The sequence below is a fragment of the Hymenobacter ginkgonis genome (assembly GCF_009755225.1).
Taxonomy (GTDB): Bacteria; Bacteroidota; Bacteroidia; order Cytophagales; family Hymenobacteraceae; genus Hymenobacter; species Hymenobacter ginkgonis.
On sequence record NZ_WQKZ01000003.1, the window covers coordinates 1 to 21267 of the forward strand.

14 protein-coding genes and 1 pseudogene are annotated in these 21267 nt (G+C 60.0%); 7 read left to right on the top strand and 8 right to left on the bottom strand.

Annotation, left to right across the window (positions count from 1 at the left end):
• A pseudogene (locus tag GO988_RS11440) lies at positions 1 to 1692 on the bottom strand (hypothetical protein); the annotation flags it as partial.
• Between the two features lie 187 nt (positions 1693 to 1879).
• The gene (locus tag GO988_RS11445; protein WP_157565477.1) at positions 1880 to 3061 is read right to left on the bottom strand and encodes an alpha/beta hydrolase family protein; all 1182 of its coding nucleotides are present in this window, start codon (positions 3059 to 3061) and stop codon (positions 1880 to 1882) included.
• A 171-nt stretch (positions 3062 to 3232) separates the two neighbouring features.
• Between GO988_RS11445 and argS the strand changes: the two genes are divergently transcribed.
• Together argS and GO988_RS11455 are read left to right on the top strand one after the other, a co-directional pair.
• Positions 3233 to 5026 (top strand): arginine--tRNA ligase, encoded by a 1794-nt coding sequence (argS, locus tag GO988_RS11450; protein WP_317164850.1) that lies wholly within the window; start codon positions 3233 to 3235, stop codon positions 5024 to 5026.
• 152 nt (positions 5027 to 5178) lie between these two features.
• Entirely contained in the window at positions 5179 to 5760 is a 582-nt protein-coding gene (locus GO988_RS11455) for an LOG family protein (RefSeq protein ID WP_157565479.1), read from the top strand.
• 77 nt (positions 5761 to 5837) lie between these two features.
• On the opposite strand, the gene egtB is transcribed toward GO988_RS11455, so the two are convergent.
• Positions 5838 to 7163, bottom strand: a complete 1326-nt coding sequence (gene egtB / locus GO988_RS11460; RefSeq protein ID WP_157565481.1) for an ergothioneine biosynthesis protein EgtB — start codon at positions 7161 to 7163, stop codon at positions 5838 to 5840.
• A gap of 242 nt (positions 7164 to 7405) precedes the next feature.
• Between egtB and GO988_RS11465 the strand changes: the two genes are divergently transcribed.
• The 5 genes from GO988_RS11465 to GO988_RS11485 all read left to right on the top strand — a co-directional run bounded on the left by GO988_RS11465 (position 7406) and on the right by GO988_RS11485 (position 11982).
• Positions 7406 to 7687 carry a con-10 family general stress protein gene (locus tag GO988_RS11465; protein WP_157565483.1) on the top strand — a complete coding sequence of 94 codons (282 nt, stop codon included), beginning with the start codon at positions 7406 to 7408 and terminating at the stop codon, positions 7685 to 7687.
• Between the two features lie 27 nt (positions 7688 to 7714).
• On the top strand, positions 7715 to 8779 hold the full coding sequence (locus GO988_RS11470) for an o-succinylbenzoate synthase (protein ID WP_157565486.1): 1065 nt from the start codon (positions 7715 to 7717) through the stop codon (positions 8777 to 8779).
• 104 nt (positions 8780 to 8883) lie between these two features.
• Positions 8884 to 10170, top strand: coding sequence for an aspartyl protease family protein (locus GO988_RS11475; protein ID WP_157565488.1), 1287 nt, complete (start codon positions 8884 to 8886; stop codon positions 10168 to 10170).
• An 86-nt stretch (positions 10171 to 10256) separates the two neighbouring features.
• Positions 10257 to 11417 (top strand): lysophospholipid acyltransferase family protein, encoded by a 1161-nt coding sequence (locus GO988_RS11480; RefSeq protein ID WP_157565491.1) that lies wholly within the window; start codon positions 10257 to 10259, stop codon positions 11415 to 11417.
• Between the two features lie 136 nt (positions 11418 to 11553).
• Positions 11554 to 11982 carry a phasin family protein gene (locus GO988_RS11485; protein ID WP_157565493.1) on the top strand — a complete coding sequence of 143 codons (429 nt, stop codon included), beginning with the start codon at positions 11554 to 11556 and terminating at the stop codon, positions 11980 to 11982.
• 341 nt (positions 11983 to 12323) lie between these two features.
• On the opposite strand, the gene GO988_RS11490 is transcribed toward GO988_RS11485, so the two are convergent.
• The 5 genes from GO988_RS11490 to GO988_RS11510 form a co-directional block, all read right to left on the bottom strand.
• Positions 12324 to 14234 carry a twin-arginine translocation signal domain-containing protein gene (locus GO988_RS11490; protein WP_157565496.1) on the bottom strand — a complete coding sequence of 637 codons (1911 nt, stop codon included), beginning with the start codon at positions 14232 to 14234 and terminating at the stop codon, positions 12324 to 12326.
• Between the two features lie 38 nt (positions 14235 to 14272).
• The gene (locus tag GO988_RS11495; RefSeq protein WP_157565498.1) at positions 14273 to 15514 is read right to left on the bottom strand and encodes a glycoside hydrolase family 88 protein; all 1242 of its coding nucleotides are present in this window, start codon (positions 15512 to 15514) and stop codon (positions 14273 to 14275) included.
• Between the two features lie 121 nt (positions 15515 to 15635).
• Positions 15636 to 16817 (bottom strand): alginate lyase family protein, encoded by a 1182-nt coding sequence (locus tag GO988_RS11500; RefSeq protein ID WP_157565500.1) that lies wholly within the window; start codon positions 16815 to 16817, stop codon positions 15636 to 15638.
• Positions 16818 to 16927: 110 nt separating this feature from the next.
• Positions 16928 to 18097 (bottom strand): alginate lyase family protein, encoded by a 1170-nt coding sequence (locus GO988_RS11505; protein ID WP_157565503.1) that lies wholly within the window; start codon positions 18095 to 18097, stop codon positions 16928 to 16930.
• 304 nt (positions 18098 to 18401) lie between these two features.
• A complete protein-coding gene (locus GO988_RS11510; protein ID WP_232341498.1) occupies positions 18402 to 21116 on the bottom strand; it encodes a glycoside hydrolase family 2 TIM barrel-domain containing protein in 2715 nt (904 codons plus the stop codon).
• Positions 21117 to 21267 lie beyond the last annotated feature (151 nt).

Genomic DNA, 21267 nt, shown 5'->3' on the forward strand with positions numbered 1-21267 from the left:
GGCGCTCGTGGTGTTCACGTCCACATTCGTGAGCCGCGCCGAACGGCCACTGAATGTTACGCACGTTTCATTAGACACGATGCTGGCGCCGCCTGCGGGCAACAGGAATACAGCATATATGCGGTAGCAATACGTTTTGCCGCGCACGAGTCCTGTCCCATTGTTAGTATCGGTAAATGTGGTAGTGGTGGGCGACACGGCGCCCACTTGCACGTAGCCCGAGCCGGCGGGCAAGCCCGTTTGGCACGGGCCCGGCGTGAACGGAAAGGGTCCTTCCTTGCGGAAAATCAATAGCTGACTCGCGTTCTGGCAGGTATAGCGGTCCCAGGTTACGAGGCTCACCAGGCTAGTGCCCGAGGCACCGGGCACCCCGCGCACATTTTGCGGCGGCGGCCCTATTACCGTGATGCGCACGGTTTTCTCATCAATCAAAATTGGGGCGCCACTCGCCGTACTTGGGCTGTCCTGGGCCTTAAACACCACTGTGTAGGGCTGGTTGGCCACGTTGCTGCAATCGGGCGTCCAGCGGAAAGTGCCGCTGCTAGTGGTGCCCGTGCTGGTTTGCGTAAACGTGGCCGGCGGCAAAATGCCGCTGTAGGCAAACAGCGCAACAGGGGTAGGAGCGCCTTGCGCCCCGGTGCCCACGCCATCGGTAGCCGACACGTTGAGCACCACCGGCGTGCCCGCCACCACGCACACATCGGGTGGCACGATGAGGGTAGGCGGCAGGTTATTGGTAGCCGTCACGATAATCTGCATGTCCCGAATTACGGTGCCAATCAGCCGAATGCCATTAGCTGTGCGCCGCCATTCTTCCACCGTAAAGGCGATGTTGTAGTAGCCCGCGCGAGCGGGCGCATTCCAGGTAATCTGCCCGTTGTAAGGGTCTTGCACCAGCAGCGCATTAGAGCTGGGGTCGCCGGCCGGCACACCTGTGTAGGGCACCTGCTTAGCACCCGGCACAATACTCTGGTCGTTGGGATACACATAATGGTCGCAATCCACAGGCATCGGGCGCTTGCTGGCTATTAGGGCTGCGCTATTGCCATTTACCACCTGCTGGCAGGTACGTAGCTTAAAGGCCAAGGAGTCGCCGTCGGCATCATAGGCGGCTGGGTTGTGTAAAAACACCTGACCCAGGCCGGCTTTGTCCACGGCCGGGGCACGCAATACGGGCGAGTGATTGAGCCCGTAGGCAGGGTTGATGGTGACGGTGGAAGAAATGTAAAAGCTGGTGTTCACCGAGTTCACCATGTTGATAATCCCAGCGTTGCGGTTTTCGCCCACAAAACTTACCAAGTAGGAGCCCGCTCCGGCGTAGGTGTGCTCAAAATCAAAATAAAGCACCTCCGTATCGGCAGTTGAAGCAGCTGCGTCTGAGGTCCGCGTCATCAGGGCGGTGCCATTCGCGTCTTTGTCATTGCCATTCAGGCCGCTACCGTCACCAAAGTAGACGTAGGTTTCTGGTAGCTCCTGGTGCGCCGGCGCCGATTTATCGCGGTAAATCGTGAGTCGAAACAGCAGGTGGTTGGGGTTGCCGGTCACGTTATCAACCCGCGACTGAATGTCGCCCGCCCGAATGTGCGTGGCCCACGCGGCCTGCGGCGCCAGCCAGCCCAACCCCAGTATTACCAATGCCAGCAGCCACGTGGCGCACCGCTTACCTTTCCCACTTTGTAAAAGAAGTTGCATAAACTATCGGTTTGAGCTTCTACTAACGCGCGCAAAAATTGAGCCTTTTACCCTAGCCGCTGTGCCCAATTGCGTATTTGGGTATTTTGGGTAAATAATTTACTTAAAGTAAGTAAAAAAATAAAGGTATTGGTACGCGAATTAGCTAATTCGCGTACCAATACCTTTATCTAGAAAAAGCAGCCTTTTAATACTTGCTAATAAATGCATACGCCCCCAACGTATAAGCCGTGGCCGACGAGAAATGGTTGCCGCCCTGAATAGGGTGTAGCTCGACCTGCGTAGCGCCGCGCTTCTGCATGGCGTCGTAGGCATCCTGCGAGTTGAAAAACGGCACGTAGTCGTCGGCTGTGCCGTGGAAGAGTGCCAGCGGCGCTGTCGGCTTCCAATCGTAGATGTCGTTATCGACGAGGGCTGCCTTGAGTGCGACATCCGAATCGTTTAGCACTGCTTGGCGGAACGGGGTAGCAAATAATTGGCTCTGCTGGCTAGGCACTTCCGAAAACGGGTCGGCCTGCAACTGGGTGGCGTAAGGCTCTTGGTAATAAAAGGAGAACGGCCGGTTGAGTGCATAAATACGGTCGTAGGTGCGCAGCACCCACACGTAGCTGCTTAAAAAGCTAAGCGGCTGCGTGGCCTGCAAAATGTAGCGCGCAAACGCCGTTTTATGGTAGGCACCTGCGCCGGGCGCGCTGGCCGTTACGGGTAGGGTAGCGGCATATTTTTCCTCCAGCAATTTGTGCAGCGCCATGGTAGCGTAGCCGCCTTCCGAATAGCCAAGTAGGAAGTTTTTTTGGTTGACAAGCACGCTCTGCTGCTGGCAAAATTCGCGCGCAGCGCGCAGCATATCAGCCGAAGTCGAAGCCAGTGAGGCGGCGTGCTCGTAGGGGTGGGGTAGGGCCTTGGAGGCGCCGTAGCCCAGGTAGTCGGGCGCCGACACCACGTAGCCCGTCGAGGCCAGCACCGACACCACCGACCACACGTCGCTGCCCGAAGCGTAGTACGACGGCGCCTGGCCTTCGCTGCTGGGCGCCAGCGTGCCGTGCTGGTAGCTAAGCAGGGGCAGGGCCGTGGTGGCCACCGGCACCAGCACCGCGCCCGAAGCCGTCGTCTCCTGCCCATCGGGCGTATGGGTGTGGTACGTGAGGCGGTACACCCGGATGGGATATTTCACCAAGGCGCCCGCCAGCGGCACGCCCTGCACACGGCCAGCCAGGGTAGCGGTGCTGTACTCGCCAATCAACGTGCTGCCCGTGAGTACATTGGTTTCGGTGACGGGGGTAGCACTGACGGGGTCGGGCGCATTGCTTTTGCAGGCGGGCGTGGCCAGCAAGGCAGCGTAGAGCCACACCAAACGCGCCTTAGCCAAGAGAGGAAAACGAGATATAAACACGCGGAAAAAGTTAGTTACCTATAAAATCAATCCGCTAACGCCCGTTAGCCGCCGGGGCGTTCCGTGGGTGCTGCCAAAAACGCGCCCTACCCCCCTTGCACAGCCGCGGCTTTACTGGGCCGGCCCCCTCGCCGTACCTTTGCCCTCGTGCAACAGCTTGAACAAAACCTAAAAACCGCCCTGCAAGCGGCCGCGCAGGCCGTTTTTGGTCAGGAAATTCCCGTCGCCAACCTCGTTTTGCAGCCTACGCGCAAGGAGTTTGCCGGCAGCTTTACCCTCGTCACGTTTTCGCTTACCAAAGCCTTCGGCAAAGGCCCCGAGCAGCTCGGCCAAGCCCTGGGCGAGTGGCTGCTAGCCAACGCGCCCGCCGTGCGCGGCTACAACGTGGTAAAGGGTTTTCTCAACATCGAACTGGCCGATGCCGAGTGGCTTACCCTCTTCGGAGAGCTGTACCGCCAGCCGGCCGGCGCGCCCGTGCCCACCGGCGGCCCGCAGCAGGTGGTAGTCGAGTATTCCTCGCCTAATACTAATAAGCCCCTGCACCTGGGCCACTTGCGCAATAACTTCTTGGGCTACAGCGTGGCCGAGATTTTGAAGGCTACCGGCGCCACCGTCACCAAAGCCAACTTGGTGAACGACCGCGGCATCCACATCTGCAAGTCGATGATTGCCTACCAGCGCTTTGGCGCCGGCGAAACGCCCGACAGCTCGGGCATGAAAGGCGACCACCTGGCCGGCAAATATTACGTGCTGTTTGAGAAGCACTACCGCGAAGAAATTAAGCAGCTCGAAGCCGAGGGGGTAGCGAATGATGTGGCCAAGAAGCAGGCCCCGCTGATGCTCGAAGCCCAGCAGATGCTCCAGCAGTGGGAGGCCGGCGACGAGGAGGTAATGGCTCTCTGGCACCGCATGAACGGCTGGGTGTACGATGGCTTCAACGCCACGTACCGCAATATCGGCGTCGATTTCGACAAGTTTTACTACGAGTCGGGCACCTACCTGCTGGGCAAGGAGCGGGTGGAAGAAGGCCTGCAAAAAGGCGTGTTCTTCAAGAAGGAAAATGGCTCGGTATGGGTGGACCTCCAGGCCGAAGGTCTCGACGAAAAGCTGCTGTTGCGTGCCGACGGCACCAGCGTCTACATCACCCAGGACCTAGGCACGGCCGAGCTCAAGTACCATGATTTTCACTACGACAGCAGCATCTACGTCATCGCCGACGAGCAGAACTACCACATGCAGGTGCTGCAAGCCACGCTCAAAAAGCTGGGCAAGCCCTACGCCGCTGCCATTCATCACCTCAGCTACGGCATGGTCGATTTGCCCTCGGGCAAAATGAAATCGCGCGAGGGCACGGTAGTAGACGCCGACGAACTGGTGAAAGAGGTGGAAGATGCCGCTAAAGCCGCCACCCTCGAAAAAGGCAAAACTGAGGGCCTGAGCGATGAAGAACTTGACCAGCTCTACCACACGCTGGGCCTGGGCGCACTCAAATACTACTTGCTGAAAGTGGACCCCAAAAAGCGGATGCTTTTCAACCCCGAGGAGTCGGTACGGCTGGAGGGCGATACGGGGCCATTCGTGCAATACAGCTACGCCCGAATTTCTAAAATTCAGCGCGATGCGGAGGAAACAGGTGTAGTCAAAACCGATGATTTCAGCCAGCTTGACGAGTTGCAAGCTACTGAAGGCGAGTTGATTCAGCAGTTGGCTGGTTATGCTGGCGTGGTAGCTGAAGCAGCCCGCACGCTTTCGCCCGCGGTGGTGGCGCAGTACGCCTATGATGTGGCTAAAAGCTACAACCGCTTTTACACCGAGGTGCCCATTTTGAAAGAGACTGACCCGCTAAAAAAATCTTTCCGCGTCGCCCTTTCGGCCAAGACTGCCGAAACAATCAAAACCAGTCTTGGCCTGCTCGGCATCGACGTGCCTGAGCGCATGTAATGCTTAAAAAATAAAAAAGGAGAACGTCATGCTGAGCTTGCCGAAGCAGTTCTACCGCGCCTTTGAAGTAGTAATCTCAGCGGCGCGGTAGAGCTGCTTCGGCAAGCTCAGCATGACGTTCTTACTTATCAATAGTATAAGTAATTGACTTTATGAACAGCGTAGCAGTGTACTGCGGCTCTAGCAGCGGCAACCAGGAAATTTATACCCAGCAAGCCCAGGAAATGGGCCGCGAGCTGGCGCGGCGCGGCCTTACCCTTGTGTATGGCGGCGGCTGCGTGGGCCTGATGGGCACCATCGCCGACGCTGTGCTGGCGGAGGGGGGTAAGGTTATCGGCGTCATTCCCGGCTTTTTGGCTGATAAAGAGCTGGCGCACAAAGGCTGCACCGAGTTGCACGTGGTCGAAACCATGCACCAGCGCAAGCTGCTAATGGCCGACCTGGCCGAAGGATTCGTGGCCATGCCCGGCGGTTTTGGCACCCTCGAAGAGCTGTTTGAAGTGCTGACCTGGGGCCAACTTGGTCTGCACGGCAAGCCCGTAGGCCTGCTCAATATCCAAGGTTTTTACGACGCGCTGCTGGCCCTGCTCGACCACATGAGCGCCGAGGCCTTTCTGCGCAGCGAAAACCGCGGCCAAGTGCTCCAAAATGTGAGCGCTGTAGCCCTGCTCGACGCCATGGCGCAGTACAAGCCCCAGCGCCTGGAAAAATGGCTAACGCCGGAGCGAAGCTAGGCACCGCCTGTAGCTACGACTAAAAAACGTCCTGCCGACCGCAGGGAAGCAGGACATTTTTTGTTGACGCGAATGAATTACCGCGCTAGGCGCAAACCTGTAAATTGCCAGCGCTTATCGGCGTGGAAAAAATTGCGATACGTGAGGCGAATATGGCTCTCGGGCGTAGCGCACGAGCCGCCGCGCAGCACGAGCTGGTTTATCATGAATTTGCCGTTGTACTCACCCAGGGCGCCGGCTGCGCGTTGGTAGCCGGGGTAGGGGTGGTAGGGCGAATACGTCCACTCCCAACAGTCGCCGAGCAGTTGGTGGCACTGCGTGGGGTCGGCGTCGGCAGGCAGGGGTAGGGGGTCGAAATGGCCACTTTCCAGCCAGTTGCCGCCAGCCGCTGTAGCACCAAAGTGGCGGGCGGCCACTTCCCATTCGGCCTCGGTGGGTAGGCGCCCCCCAGCCCACTGGGCATAGGCATCGGCCTCGTAGAAGCTAATATGCGACACCGGCGCGGCGGGGTTGAGCGGTGCCAGGCCGGTAGGGCCATAGCGTAGCCACTGCCCGTCAGCAGTTTGCGACCAGTAGAGCGGCGCGCGCCAGCCCTCGCGGTTCACCAAGTCCCAGCCCTCGCCCAGCCAGAACTGGAACTGCTGGTAGCCGCCCGACTCGATGAATTGCAGAAAATCGCCGTTCGTAACCAACCGGTTTTGCAGCTCGAAGGGTGCCACCAGCACCTCGTGCACGGGCAGCTCATTATCAAATGCAAAGCCTTCTTGCTGGTGCCCAATGGGGTAAATATTGCCCGGCACCGGCAGCCAGCTAGCGCCGAAATTGGCGCCATCGGTAGGCGCTGAGGCAGATTTGCTGGCTAGCTCGGCCGCCGTTAAGTAGCCAGGTGCCAGCGGGTTGGTGCTAAGGATGTATTTGATGTCGGTAGCCAGCAGCTCTTGGTGCTGCTGCTCGTGGTGCAGGCCCAGCTCTACCAGTTCGGTAGCAGCGGCAGGCAGCTCGGCTAGCTTGGCCAGCAGGGCGGCCATGTGCTCGTCTACGTAGGCGCGGTAGCGGTACACATCGGCCAGCGGCGGGCGCGAAAGCGTGCCGCGGTCAGCTCGGTTTACCCTGGAGCCTAGCGAGTTATAGTACGAGTTAAACAAGTAAGCATACTCGGGGTGAAACACCTCGTATTCTGGCACAAACTGCTTGAGCAGCATTGTTTCCCAAAACCAGGTAGTGTGGGCCAAGTGCCACTTGGGCGGGCTCACGTCGAGGTTGGGCTGCACCACGGTGTCTTCGGGCAGCAGGGGTAGCACCAAGGCTACCGACTGCGCCCGCACCGCTTGGTAGTGGGTAGCCAAGGCCGACGTAGCCACCGCGGGCTGAGCCGAGGAAACGAGAGAAACGGGAAGAGCCATAAACGCAGGAAATAAGCGGCGCCAGATGAGAGCCAGGCGAGTAGGTGCTAAACCGCTGCCATGGGCTTAGGGTTGCGGCGGCCCAGCCAGTGGGGTAATAGCCAGGGGGTAGGCCGGCAAATTTAACCGGAAAGAAACGCGCAAAAGGAATTTCTGCTATGCTAACGTGGTTTGCAAAGTCCACTACTTAAGCTAGCTGCAGCGAAAAACTGCCATTTGTTAGTCGTTTTTTTTCTTTAAATATGTCTATTGAAAACAAGGAAGTTGCCCGGTTGGAAGAGCTGCATAATGGCAACGAAATATTGACTAAGCGCCCCGCGCGGCGCATTGGCGAGAAAAGCCGCCGGGGCTTCGCCGCCATGTCGCCCGAGCAGCAGCGGCGCATCGCCAGCGAAGGTGGCCGGGCCTCGCACGAGAGCGGCCGGGGCCACCGGTTCTCCTCCGAAGAAGCCCGCGCTGCGGGCCGCAAAGGGGGCCAAATTAGCCGTCGGGGTAAGAAAAAGTCGGACTCGAACAAGGCATAAGCGCTTAGGGGCCGCACCTTTGCCCCTATGTTGATGCTTTCTTATGAGCGCCGGGCGCTGCGCTTTAATTTTCCGGCCCGCACTTCGCGCGGCGCGCTCACCGAGCACGTAGCCTACTACCTGAAGCTGCACGACCACCGGCAGCCGCAGGTAGTAGGTTGGGGCGAGGCCGCCCCACTGGCTGGACTCAGCCTTGATTACCTCACCGATTTTGAGCAGCGCGTGAACCTGCTGTGCCTGCATTTCAGCCGCGATGGCATGGCCGAGTTCACGCTGGAGCAAGCCTCCCAGATGCTGCCCACGCTGCCTTCGCTGCGCTTTGCCCTCGAAACGGCTGTGCTGGACCTGTACCACGGCGGGCGGCATCAGCTGTATACTAACGCTTTTAGCCAAGGGCAAGCTGGCATCCCCATCAATGGCCTGGTATGGATGGGCGACGCCGAATTTATGCGTACCCAAATCAGGCAGAAGCTGGCTGCGGGTTACTCGTGCCTGAAGCTAAAAATCGGCAGCTTAGATTTTGAAACCGAATTGCGGCTGCTGGCCGAAATCAGGGCCGAAGCCGGCCCCGACCAGCTAGTCCTGCGCGTGGATGCCAATGGCGCATTTGCCCCGGCCGATGCATTGTCTAAACTCGAGCGGCTGGCGCGCTTCGACATTCACTCCATCGAGCAGCCGATTGCGGCCGGGCAGTGGACGGCCCTGGCCGAATTATGCTGCCACTCGCCCATTCCGATTGCGCTCGACGAGGAGCTGATTGGCCTCACCGACTCCGCACAGCAGGAGCAACTGCTGGCCACCGTACGCCCCGCCTACGTGGTGCTGAAGCCTACGCTGCTGGGCGGCCACGCCGCCACCCGCCGCTGGATAAGCCTGGCCAACCAGCACCAAATTGGCTGGTGGATAACCTCGGCCTTGGAGTCGAATATTGGCCTCAACGCCGTGGCCCAGCTCACGGGCGAGTATGAGGTGGCGGGCTTTGCGCAGGGGCTGGGCACGGGGCAGCTCTATCATAATAACCTGGCTGCGCCGCTCCAGATTCGGGCGGGTGCCCTGCACTACGACCCCGCCGGAAACTGGGAGCGACCGTAGGTTTTGCTGGCGCTTAGCAAGGGGGGGAGGGAGTAGCTAGCAGGGCTTGGTTAGCTGGGTAACTCGTTGTAGCTTTAGGTGTTCCCACCGCTCTGCTGCATGCCATGTTACCTCTACTATCGTTTGGGCGAAAAGCCTGGCTATGGCTGTGCCTATGCCTGCTGGGCCACGTAGGCGGCGCGCAGCCCCTGCCGGCCAGTCTCTTTCGGCTAGTGAAACCCGGCCAGCACGCGGTGCACCTAAACTTCACAACGCAGCGCAACCTGATAATCATAGCGGCCAAGCTCAACGGCTGCGGGCCGTATAATTTTTTGCTGGATACTGGGGTGAGCACCAGTCTGCTCACCGACCCGCAACTGGCCGATTCGCTGAGCCTGACCCACGGCGCCCAGTACCGCCTGATGGGGGTAGGGGGCGAAGACAGCGGCCTGCGGGCCTACGAAGCCGCAGGCGTCCGCGTCGAATTGCCGGGGGTAGTGGCCCCAAGCCTCAACTGGCTGGTGCTGAGCAGCGACGTGCTTGATTTATCGGGCTACGCCGGCATGCCCATCCACGGCATTATGGGGTCTGAGTTATTTCAGTCGTTGGTGGTGGCTATTTTTCCGCAGCAAAACCGCATGGTGCTCTACGACCCTGCTGCCTACCGCGCCCCTCGGGGGCGCCGTTGGGCCTCGCTGCCGCTGCGTTTAGAGCGGGATAAAGCCTACCTTACCGCCGAGGTAGTGCAGCTGTCGGCCACGGCCCGCATGGCGCCGCTGCCCCTCAACCTGCTGCTCGACACCGGTGCCGGCCACGCGCTCAGCATCGAAACCACCGCCGACCCGCACTTGCACCTACCCCCCGCTTGCCTGCGCACCGACCTCGGCCGGGGCTTGTCGGGCCTGGTAAGTGGCTACCTGGGGCGGGTAGCCTCGGTGCGGCTAGGGCAACACTATTTGCCCCAAGTGCTCACTTCTTTTCCCGATTCGATGCAGGTGCACCAGCGGCTGGCCGTGAGCGAGCGCGGCCGCCAGGGCAGCATTGGCTACGAGATGCTCAAGCGCTTCAACTTGGTTATCGACTACCCTCACCAGCGCCTGCTGTTGCACGCTACTCCCTTGCTGCACGAGCCCTTCGAGCACGACATGTGCGGCCTCGACCTGCTGGCCACTGGCCCCAACTTTCGCCGTTACTTGGTGCAGCGCGTGGTGCCAAATTCGCCCGCGGCTTCGGCGGGCATCGGCGCCGGCGAGGAGCTGCTAACTATCAACTTTTTGCCGGTGAGCAACTTGTCTATCACCGAGCTGAGCCGCATTCTGCACTCGCAGGATGGCCGCCCCCTCATACTGGTGCTGCGTCGGCCCGATGGCGAGCTGCACCCGGCCAGCATTCGCCTCAAGCGCCAGATATGAAAAGCAGGGAGCACTGCGCGTTCCGCACGGTTAACTGCCCGTTGCTCCTTGCCAATTGTATCTTTCGCGCAGCTTATTCCTGCCTTATGCCTGCTGCCGCTGCGCTACCCCCTCCCGCCATCCAGGCTAACCAGCACATTTACACGGATTATTTCAAGGAGGAATTTACGCAGACCCTCGACGACAGCATCTTGCACCTGCTCGACCGCGTGTGGTTCCGGTCGCGGCTGGTGGGTTTTGAGCCGTTTCCGCCGCGCAACAACCCCGACCGGCCGCTGATTTTTGCTTCCAACCACTCGGGCATGGCCTTCCCCTGGGATGCCATTATTTCGCTCTCGCACCTGTGGCGCTACTTGCTGCACACGCGCGGCACCCTGCGCGACTTGCCCCGGCCGCTCTCGGCGCCCATGCTCTCGGCTACCACGCTGATGAACCCCTACCTCATCAAGGATTTTTGGAAGAAGTGCGGCAGCGTCGATGCGACCACGCTCAACTTCGAAACCATGATGTACTACCAAGACCACAACCTGATGCTCTACCCCGAGGGCGTGCCAGGTATTGGCAAGGGGTTCAACCGCAAATACCAATTGCAGCGTCTGGCTACCAGTATGTTGCGCTTGAGCTTGATGCACGGCACCGACATCATGCCGTTCTACACCATCAACGCCGAATATCTTAATCCCTACGCTTACAGCTTCGATTGGATAAACCGGCTGACCAAGAAAATCGGCATTCCGTTTTTGCCTATTACGCTGCTGCTGCTGCTGGTAATCATCCAGCCTTGGGCATTTTACTTGGCCCTACCCGCCCAGCTTACCTACGTGATGGGCACCCGCATTCGGCCCACCGACTACACCACCAAAAAGCACGACGAGCTAAGCCGCGACGAGCTGCTGGCCATCAGCGAGCAAATTCGGCAGCGAATGCAGGTGGAGATGGACGCCGCCGTGGCTGCCCACGGGCAGCACCCCTACCGCTGGCGCGAACTGTGGCAGCGCATGAAGGAAAACCGCCGCTACTTTCCGTTTTTTCTGCCCTTTGCCTGGCCCGCCGCCTTTACCGAGTTTGAGCGCCGCTACGTGAAAAACGGCGAACGCTACTTCGACCTGCACCTCGACCGCCCCGGCACGTTTTGGAAGCTGCTGTGGCGCAATCCGTTGGTGCTGGCTTATTTCATTCCGCTGCTGGGCTGGATTCCGCTGGCTATCAAGGGCTACCGTGGGCATCGGCTTAGCCAGAAGAAGTAATTTTTTCAGAAAAAACCCGTACACTTGCCTGCGCTACACCTCGCTGGGCGTAGGTTTGTGCAAGTACTCGGCTAGCCTACTATTTAGTAGGCATAAGCTATTCACCGTCAAACACTCACCTTTTTCTTTTTCACTTATGGACGACCTGTTTAAGAAGTTTATCAATACCGGTGTGGGCTTTCTCTCGCAGGGCAACAAGCGGGTGCAAACTGCCCTCGATAAGCTGGTGAAGGAAAGCAAAATATCGGAGCAGGAAGGCAAAAAAATAATGGATGACCTGCTCAAAAGCAGCGAAACCAAGCGCACCGAACTCGAAAAGCAGTTTCAGGGCCTCGCTGGCAGCCTGCGCGACCGGGTGGGCCTGGGCGCCGATGCCAAGAAAAAGCCTACCCCCTCTGCCGCCACCAAGGCCAAGCCCGCTGCCAAAAAGCCCGCCACCAGCCCCACCGCCAAAGCCGCCGGCGCCACTAAGAAAGCCGCCGATAAAGTGAGCGACACGGCTGCCAAAACGCAGCGTTCAGCCGCTGCCAAGAAGGGTGCAGCGCCCACTAGTGACGCGCAGTAGCAGCCTGCCCTACACAAAGAAGGCCGCCATGCTCAGCATGGCGGCCTTCTTTGTGTGTTGACTTAGAAGTCGTTGTCATTGTGAGCAGAGAGAAGCAATGACAACCGATTTTAGACTTGTTTTAGATAGTTTATCAACAGCAGTTCTTCGATAGTACTAAGGGCAAGTTTGGGTTTTATGAAAAACTTAAAAAGGTGGTCCTGCTGAGCTTGTCAAAGCATCTCGCTCGCCTCGTCTGGGTTCGTCCAACGAGGCGAGCGAGATGCTTTGACAAGCTCAGCAGGACGGGCTAAAGGCCTATTTAGTAAATTCCAAACACGCTAATCAAATTCCTAAATCAATCAACTCACCGCCACGTCAAAACCGGCCGTACGGTGCGCTACGCACAACACAAGCGCCTCTAGGCCCGGCACGGGGTTGAAGACCCGCTCGCCGGGTGCAACGGGCACGAAAGGCTGCGTGGCTGTGATGCTTACGTTAGCCGCATCCTTGGCCACCCGGATGCGGCGGTCAGAAATAACCGTGGTTAGCTCCGTACTCTTGGCGACGAGGGGTAGGAAAATCCGAATCTGCTGGTCGTAAGTGCTGGGCGCCACGTCGAAGTGGAAGGATACTTTATCGGCTGCAAAAGTGTAGGTGACCACACAGCTGACCTCACCAGCCGGTGGGTTTTGCTGGTTTTTATCTACTAGCCGGGCTTGGGCCGTGAGGGTAAGCGGCCCATTGCCACTGCGGCGGGTGAGGGTAGCGCGCAGGTCGCTGATGTTGGTGTACAGCACGCCGTTTAGCCGCAGCTCGGCACGGGGCGTCAGGCACTGGGCGGTGGGGTAGGGCACCATGTTGCCCGCTTCGTAGAGCTGGTAGTCGGTCATGCTGGCGGCCACGAGCGGGCCGGTTTTGGCGTGCCACAGCAGGGTAAGGGCGCCGCCGGTAGCATGGCCATTTTTGTAGTCCTTATACTCGCGGTCGTAGGCCGTCACGGTGGCGCGGTACGGGCCCTCAGCCAGCAGCCACGTTTGGGTATCGGCCAGAAAGCGGGCACCGTAGACCTGCTCGCGCGGCAGCGCCGAGCTGCTGGGCGCTGGGGCGGGGAGCGCCGCACCGTAGTCGAGGATGGTCGTGAGGGCCTTGAGGTGGCAGAAGGTGTGGTGCACGCTCGTGGGTAGGCCATGCGCGGCGGCGTGGGGGCCGCCCGCCAGCAGGCCCTCGGCAGTAGTGCAGCGTTGGAGCAGCTGGGTGTTGCGCAGCGCCGCTTGGTAAAAGCGCGGGTCGCGGCCCGCCAGCAGGGCATAGGCGGGCTGGCAGCCATCGGAGGTGCGGCTGCCCCAGTAGGTCCATTTGTAGTTGCGAGTGCCCCAGCTGTTGTCCCAGGCACCATCGGGCAGCATAAATTCGAGGTGAGCTTGCAGGGCGCTGGTTGCGGCGGCGAGCACTTCCTCGTCGTGGGTGAGCTGGCTATACAGGACTAGGGCGGGCAAAGATTCTTCCACATTATAGCCCAAATCAATGGAGTAGCAGCCCTTGGCGCTGGCTCGGTCGTGGGGCGTACCCTCGCCAAACAACAGGTGATTGGTAGGCGTGATAAAGCGCAGCGCCTCGTGGGCCAGCTCGCGGCCCCGCTGCCGAAAGCGCGGCACGTCCAGCACTTCGCCCAGCAACGATAGCCCGTAGGACGCGGCAATCGGGTAGTTGATATTGCCGTAGTCGATGGTGAAAGTCTGGTGGATGAAGTCGCCCGCGCGCAGCAGCCGCGCCGCCAACGCCGCCCGCAGCGGTGCATCGAGCAGCGGCCCGTAGTGCTTCAGCGCTTCGGCCAGGGCCGTGGCCATGAAGACCGTGGTGCCCTTCCAAGACCCCGCTTGCGGCTCGTTGAGCCACGAGCCATCGGGCTGGCTCACCCGCCTTTCAGCCCAGCCAAAAAGCAGGTGTGCGGCGTCTAGGTACTGCGCTTGTTGGGTTTGGCTGGCCAGGCGCAGCAGCGGGTAAATGGTTTCGGCGATGCGCCCCGGCACGGCCGCATCGCCCGGCCCCCGAATGCCACCGTAGTCGTCGCCGCGGCTTTTATCCGTGAGTTGGAGGCGCAGCAGCGCGGCTGCCCACTGCCGCGTTAGCTGCTCGCTTAGCTCGCGCAGCCCGGGGGGGGTAGGGCTGGGCAGCGCCAGCGCGGCTAGCCCATTTACCCCGCCCAGCACGCCGGCCCCGGCCAAGGCACTGGCTTTTACAAAACTGCGGCGGGAAATAGCTTGGTGCATAAGCGCTCAAGAAAGGGGTAGGGAGAGAGGAGCAGCGCCTAGCGCACCGACAGTTTTTTGCCCGCCTCCAAGGCTTGGCGGCGCAGCAGGGCTTCCATAAAATAGTAGTCGGCGTAGCTCAGCGGCACGTCGATTTCACTGTTGGCAGGCTTCGAGCCGGTGCTGTGCAGCAGCAAAAAGCCGTGGCTGCCACCGGGCTGCGCGGTGTAGCTTTTGGCCAGGTTATCGAGCATTTGGTTGGCCTGGCGGCGGTAAGTGGCACCCTGGGCGCTGTAGGTGCTCAGCTCGAGCAAGCCCGAGGCAATGACGGCCCCCGCCGAAGCATCGCGGGGCTCGTTGGGAATGCCCGGCGCATTAAAATCCCAGTACGGAATCAAATCTTTGGGCAGGTTGGGGTGGTGCAGAAGGAAGTCGGCCACGTGCTCGGCCTGCCGCAGGTAGGCGGGGTTTTTGGTTTCGCGGTAGCACATGGTGTAGCCATACAAGGCCCACGCCTGCCCGCGCGCCCAGGCCGACTCATGGGCGTAGCCTTGGTGCGTGTTTTTCTTCACCACGCGCCCCGTGGCCGAGTCGTAGTCTACCACGTGGTACGAGCTGTAATCGGCTCGGAAGTGGTTTTTGAGGGTTGTGTTGGCGTGGGCAACCGCGATTTTATAAAACGACGAATCGCCCGACAGCCGGGTGGCCGCAAACAGCAGTTCCAGGTTCAGCATGTTGTCGATGATAACTGGAAAGCCCCACGTTTCGCGGTGGTGGTCCCAGGACCGAATGGCGCCCACTTTCGGATTAAACCGCGTGCTGAGCGTGCGCGCCGCCTCCAGTAGCACCGCTTTGTAGTGCGCATCCTGCGTGAGGCGGTAGCCCGTGCCCACGCTGCAATACACCTTAAACCCCATGTCGTGGGTCGTGGCATTGGTTTTTTCGGGCTCGATGCGGGCGGTGTACTCCTGGGCAGCGGCCTTCCACTTGGGCTGGCCGCTGGCTTGGTACAGCAGCCAGAGGTAGCCCGGAAAAAAGCCACTCGTCCAGTCGCGGGCTGGCACTGCCACCAGCTCGCCGGTGGGCGAGAGCGTGCGCGGCGATACCAACGGGGCTTTGCCGGGCACGGCGGCTCGCTGCGCGGCCAGCGGCGTTTCTTTCAGCAATAAATCGGCCTGCGTTTCGGCCAGTTGCAGCGTTTTTTTGGGCAGGCCAGTTTGGGCCAGCGCTTGGTTGGTAAGTAACGCGAAGCCCAGTGCTAAGTAGCCAGCGCTACTGTTTATTTTATTGATTATCTGCATATTGTTTATGTAAATAGCCGCCCGGCTTAGAGCTAGTTAAAAGATTAAAAAGGAACGTCCTGCTGAGCTGGTCGAAGCAGGACGAGCTTTATCTGGGGTATTGCCCTATTGGCACGCATCATTATTCCAGCCAAATAAGCGGGTTGCGCACCGGCAGATTGCGCACTACTTCGGGCACCTGCGGGTCGTGGTTGAGGCCTTGCCAAGTGTGCAGCCACGCAGCATTGCCAAACTGCGCCGCGCCCAGCACCAGGGCCGGCTGCGCCACCGGCCAGTCGTTCCAGTACATCACATCGGGGGGTAGGGGCCACGTTTTTTTGTCGGCGATGAAGGGATATAGGTACTCGATGCCCCGGCGAATGCTGCGGCCATCGGCCGTTTCGTACGTCCAGAGGTTCTGCGTCTTATCCGAAAGTATCTGGCAAATCATCGTCATCGCATCGAGGTTGAAGAGCGAATAGCCGTAGGGCTTGGTGCGCTTCAACTCTTGTGGAAACGAGCCGTTTGCCGCCATTTGGGTGGGTAGGAGCACCGTTTGGTAGCGCTCGCGGCAAAAGCGGAGCAGCTCTTGGTTGCCGGTCAGGCGAGCAAAACTGGCCACCTGCATCACCCAGCAAGTGCCGTGGTTGTTGGGGGCGTTCATCTCGTCTTGGCCGTAGGGGTGGGTAGTGAGCCAGGTGAGGTACTGCGCAAACCAATTTTTAATGCCCGCTAAATCGTTAGGAAAAAAGGACTTAGCGCCCTGCATCACTAGCACGCCCTGCGCCACTTCCATTAGCTGGATGGTGTCGATAATGCCAATGCCCCGCCCCGTAAACCGGCCCTTGATGGCCTGCGCGTACAGCAGCGAAGGGTTCATAAGCGTGGCTGGCTCCAGGAACCAGGCCCGCAGGTGCTGCAGTGCGTGGCGCACGTACTTCTCATCACCCGTGATTTTGTAGGCCGAAGCCAGGGCCCCCACCACGCGGCTAAAGCGAATCATGGCCAGGCGATGGGCCGTGAAATTGTCGGGGTTGGTGAGGCCGTCGCGCTGCACGTAGGGTCCGCCGGGGTCCTTGGGGTCAGGCCACCAGTAGTCGCCCTCCGAGAAGAAGTCGTGCGGCCCGCCCGCGCTGCGCGGCGAGGTACTGCTCGTGACCGTGACCGGCGCCTGCTGCAACGCCCAAGCCGCCTCGGCCAGCACGTGGCGGCGCAGCGTGCGCGTCGCTTCCTGGCTCACCGCTGGGGTGGGGGGTAGGGCTGGCCGGCTGGCCGTGAGGCTCAGTAAGCAGCTCAGCAGCAATACAAAACTTATTCTTGACATGCAGATGGGGGGTAGGCATTTACCTAAAATACCGAAGCACGCCCGGCGCCGTAGGGGCGGCCGAGCGTGCGGGCAATTTGTTTTGGCGGGCAGCCTCGCCAGGGCCAGTCTTACTTGCCGATGCTGCGGTGCGTGAAGGAAGTGAAGCCCAAGAAGGTATTGTCGGGCGAGATGACGCCGTAGGGGTCTTCGCGGTCGCGCAGGGCGGCTAGCTTGCTGGTGCCGTAGTAGTTATAGGCCGTTTCGATGCCGGGAAAGATGGCGTTGTCGCTCGCATTCTGGCAGCTTTTACACTGGGTGCTGCCCTCCAGCGACTCCTCGTACTTGCTCCAGCCGTTCTTGATGGCCTGGTTATTAAAGCCGTACGGGGCCGTATTGCCTTGGATGCGTGCTGTTTCGGCGGCGTAGGTAAGGGCGCAAAGCGTGTATTGCAGGTGGTGGCAGTCGCGGCCGCACTCGTTCACGTTGCCATCGGCCCGAATAAAATCCGCCATGTGCTGCTGCATGTAGTCGTAGCCCGAGTCGTACACCGCCGTACTGTTCAGCCACACGCCCACCGCCATCTTGGCGTAGCAGTACGAGGCCTGCCAGTTGTTGATGTCGCCGATGGAGCCCGGAATGTTGTTGATGTAGTTGTTTTTCAAATTGTTGATAAACCCATCGAACTTACTGATTTCGGCCGCCGACCAGCCGGCACCTTGGCCGTTTACTTGGTAGTAGCGAATAATTTCGGCCGCTGCCACGAACGAAGGCGTTACCCAAGCTGCCTCTAGGTAGGTTTGGCGAAACTCGGTGGGCGAGCCATCGGGCTTGGGCGAGGTGTCGTAGCGCTGAAAATTGTTGGCGTAGCCGTTGAGAATTTGCTTGGCCTGGTTGGCGTAGGTAGCGCTGCCCGTTTTCACCCAGCGCAGGGCGCAGGCGTAGGCCAAAATGCAGTCGCGCCGAATTTGGTTTTCGGTGGGGCTACCCGCGCTGCCCACCGCGTATACCACCGCCGGGAAAGACGTGGGCACGGCGTTGCTGTTCATAAAATCGACAACCTTGTTATAGCCAGCCGTGCGGGTGGCATCGCCACCGTTGGCTTGCCCGGCCACCAAGCTGAGGCTGGCCGCGCTGTTCACTACGCCGGGGTGCCGAAACGTGGTGATGGTAGAGTTGGCGCTGGCCGAGGCCGTAGCCACGGGTGCCGCCACGTTTTCGCGCTGGCAACCCGCAAAAGCGGTAAGTACGGCCGCTAGGCCCAGGCACACCGTGCCCGATAAAAGCGAAGTACGCTTCATAAATGTTGGGTGGGGAATAGGAGGGAATGGATAAGTACTCGTGCGCCGCCCGGCGTAGGCCATTACCGGGCGGCAGCGCATAAATGTAGCGGCCGCTTCCTCCGAAAAATCCTCCTCTAGGGGGCTTTATCTGCGTAAACGTTTACGGTCTTTTTATGAAACAAATATCTGATTTAAAGGTAATTAAAGCTTTAAAAAGACTTGGAAAATGAGAAAAATAAGCAAAAGGACAGGAAAATCGGCAACCTCAACATGACGGTTTGGGCCATTATGACCAGGCCGTTCTGCGCCGTTCCCTATCCCCTCAAAACATGCGTTTTACTTGAATCCCGTTTAAAAACGCCTCGCCCGTTTGGCTCTGAAAATCAACTACTACCCCCTGCCCGCTCCGCGCCGACACCGGCACCTTAAAGCTCACCGCCTGCAAAGGCCGCAAGTAGGTAGCCGCGCTGAGGGAGGGTAGGGCCGCCAACCCATTCACCCGCACGGCAAACGCCCGGCTGGGCGCGGTGGCGGGGCCGGCCGCTGCTTTCTCGCCGGCCAGGTTGTACGCCAGCTGCTCGGCGGCGGGCACCGCTTCCAGCTCGGCAAAGTGCAGGGTCACTTCATATTCGCCATCGGGCACGTCGAGCCGAAACTGGCTCAGGCCCAAGCGTTGGGTTTCGAAAACAGCGTCGTAGTCGGTGCCCAAAATGTTGCGGTCGGAGCCGTAGGGGAGGCGGTCGCCGGGCATTTTGTAGGGGTGGCCGCCTACGTAGCCCCAGCCGCCGGGCGCGTAGGCTTGCTCGGGCACCCACACTTGGTGCAGCTTGTCGTCGGTGAAGGTACGCTCGTCGCCGAGGCTCACATTCAGCTCGGTGAAGGGTAGCTGGCTAGATTTCAGGAGGGTAGGGAGGAGCTGAAATTCTATATTGGCTACGTCCTCCACCGGTTGGCCCGCGGCTTGCGCCCGTAGCTGGTTCAGCCCATTGCCAAACGGTACGCTGAAATGCGCCACGCCCGCGGTGGCTGCGTGCGTACCAAGGTTGCGGCCGTTGAGCAGTAGCTGCACGGCGGGCTGGTTGGTGTACACATCCACCGGCTGCCGGCAGAATAGCGAGTCGGGGCCCGCGGCCAAGCCAGCGCGCAGCGCCCAGCCCCGCGAGCCAATCCGCAGGAAGGGCGTTTTCAGGAGGGTAGCTTGATAGAGAAAGTAGGCGTCTTTGGGCCGTCGGTCGCCGGTAAGCAAGCTTTTATTGTTGATGTGCGGTACGGCTTCCTGCCGGGTTTCGGAGTTGAATTCGGCGAGGTTCCAAACGGTGCTGCCCGCCACAAAAGGCCGCTCCAAAATAGCTTTGAGGTAAAATTCGTGGTAGCGATTGGCGTACTCCATCGTCTTATCAAACCGCTTTGGGCTGAAAGAATGCAGCCGCTCATCACAGTCAGCACCATATTCAGTTACCAATAAAGGCTTGTCGGGCAGTTCTTTGTGGTGGCGGTCGAGGAAATTAGGGAAGCCCTGCAAGTCGCCCGAGTACCAGCCGGGGTAGAGGTTCCAGCCAATGACCTGCGGAATAGCCAGCAAGCCCGCTTGCTGGTACAGGTTAAAATCGCCGTGGCACACGAGCATGGTGGTGCGCGCCGGGTCTTCGCGCCGGGTTAGGCTATCGAGCTGGCTGGCTAGCGCCTGCACGCGGCGCAGGTAGGCGCGGCCGGGGTCGTTGTCGCGCTTTATGCCGGGGGGTAGGCGCAGCAGCACCTCGTTCATGTAGGCCCAAATGACGACGCTCGGATGGTTGAAGTTTTGCCGAATCAGCTCCGTCTGCATCGTGCGGCACGTCTGGAAGAAAGCCGGCGAGTCGGTGATGGCGTTCACCACCGGAATCTCTACCGAGGCCAGGATGCCTAGCCGGTCGCAGGCGGCCAGCACGGCGGGGTCTTGCGGGTAGTGCGACACGCGCAGAAAGTTGCCCCCCATCTCCTTGAGCAACTGCACATCGCGCTCGGCTAGCGCGTCGGGCAGGGCATTGCCGCGGCCGGGGTAGTCTTGGTGCCGGTTGGTGCCAATGAGCTTGAGCGGCTGCCCGTTCAAGAAAAAGCCATTGGCCGCATCGAAGCGAAACCAGCGCATGCCCACCGGGCTGCTCACCGCGTCGAGCGGCGGCCCAGTTTTGCTGCCCACCGCCCGCACGCTCGTCACCACGCGGTACAGATACGGGTCGCTGGGTGCCCACAGATGCGGCTGTTTCAGGCGGGGTAGGGCCAGGCGGAAGGCGCGCTTTTCGCCAGCTTTCAAGCTGAAGCTGGTTTGCTGCTGGCCTACTAGCTGGCCAGCTTGGTCGAGCAGCTGCGCCTGCACCACCAGCCGTTGCGCCTGCGCCGATTCGTTGGTGAGGCCACCCGCCACCGCCACCTGCGCGGCCTCGGCCGAAACCGCAGGGGTAGTGGTAAACACGCCGCTAGAGGCGTAATTGTCGAGGTCGAAATGCACGGCGTCGGCCGCCACCAAGTACACATCGCGGTAAATGCCGCCGTAGAAGGTGAAGTCGGCCGTGAGGGGTGGAATAGCGGGGTTGTAGCGGTTGGTCAGCTTTATCAGTACCTCCGCGCTGGCTGGTGCATTACTGCTGAATTTCAAGAATTTACTAATCGAGAAGCTAAAAGCCGTGTAGCCGCCCGCGTGCCGCCCAGCAAGCTGGCCGTTCACGTACACTTCGGCTTCCTGGTTGGCGCCCTCGAAGCGTAGCGACACGGCTCGGTGCTGCCAATCGGCGGGCACGTAAAGCGTCTTTTTGTACCAGCCTACGCCGCGGTAGTAGCCGGGCTCGTCGTCGAGTACATCGGTCGCGTTCCAGGTGTGGGGTAGGGAAATTTTTTCCCAGCCCGCGGCCGCCGCTGCTTGGCCGGGGGGCAGCGCCGTCGAGTCTTTGCGGAATAACCAGTTGGAGTTGATGGACTGCACCAGCCGCTGCGCGGCGGCTGGCATCGCCAGCAGAGTCAGCAGCACTAGGCAGAAGAGGTGCTTTGATAAATTACGCATTATGAGTTGGTAATTCATGCTACAAAATTCAAAAAAGACGTCCTGCTGAACGTAGTGAAGCAGCTCGCGTGAATCGGTAAACGATGCGAGCGAACTGCTTCACTACGTTCAGCAGGACGTACAATGGTGGTGGGCGAAGCCGCTTGCATTC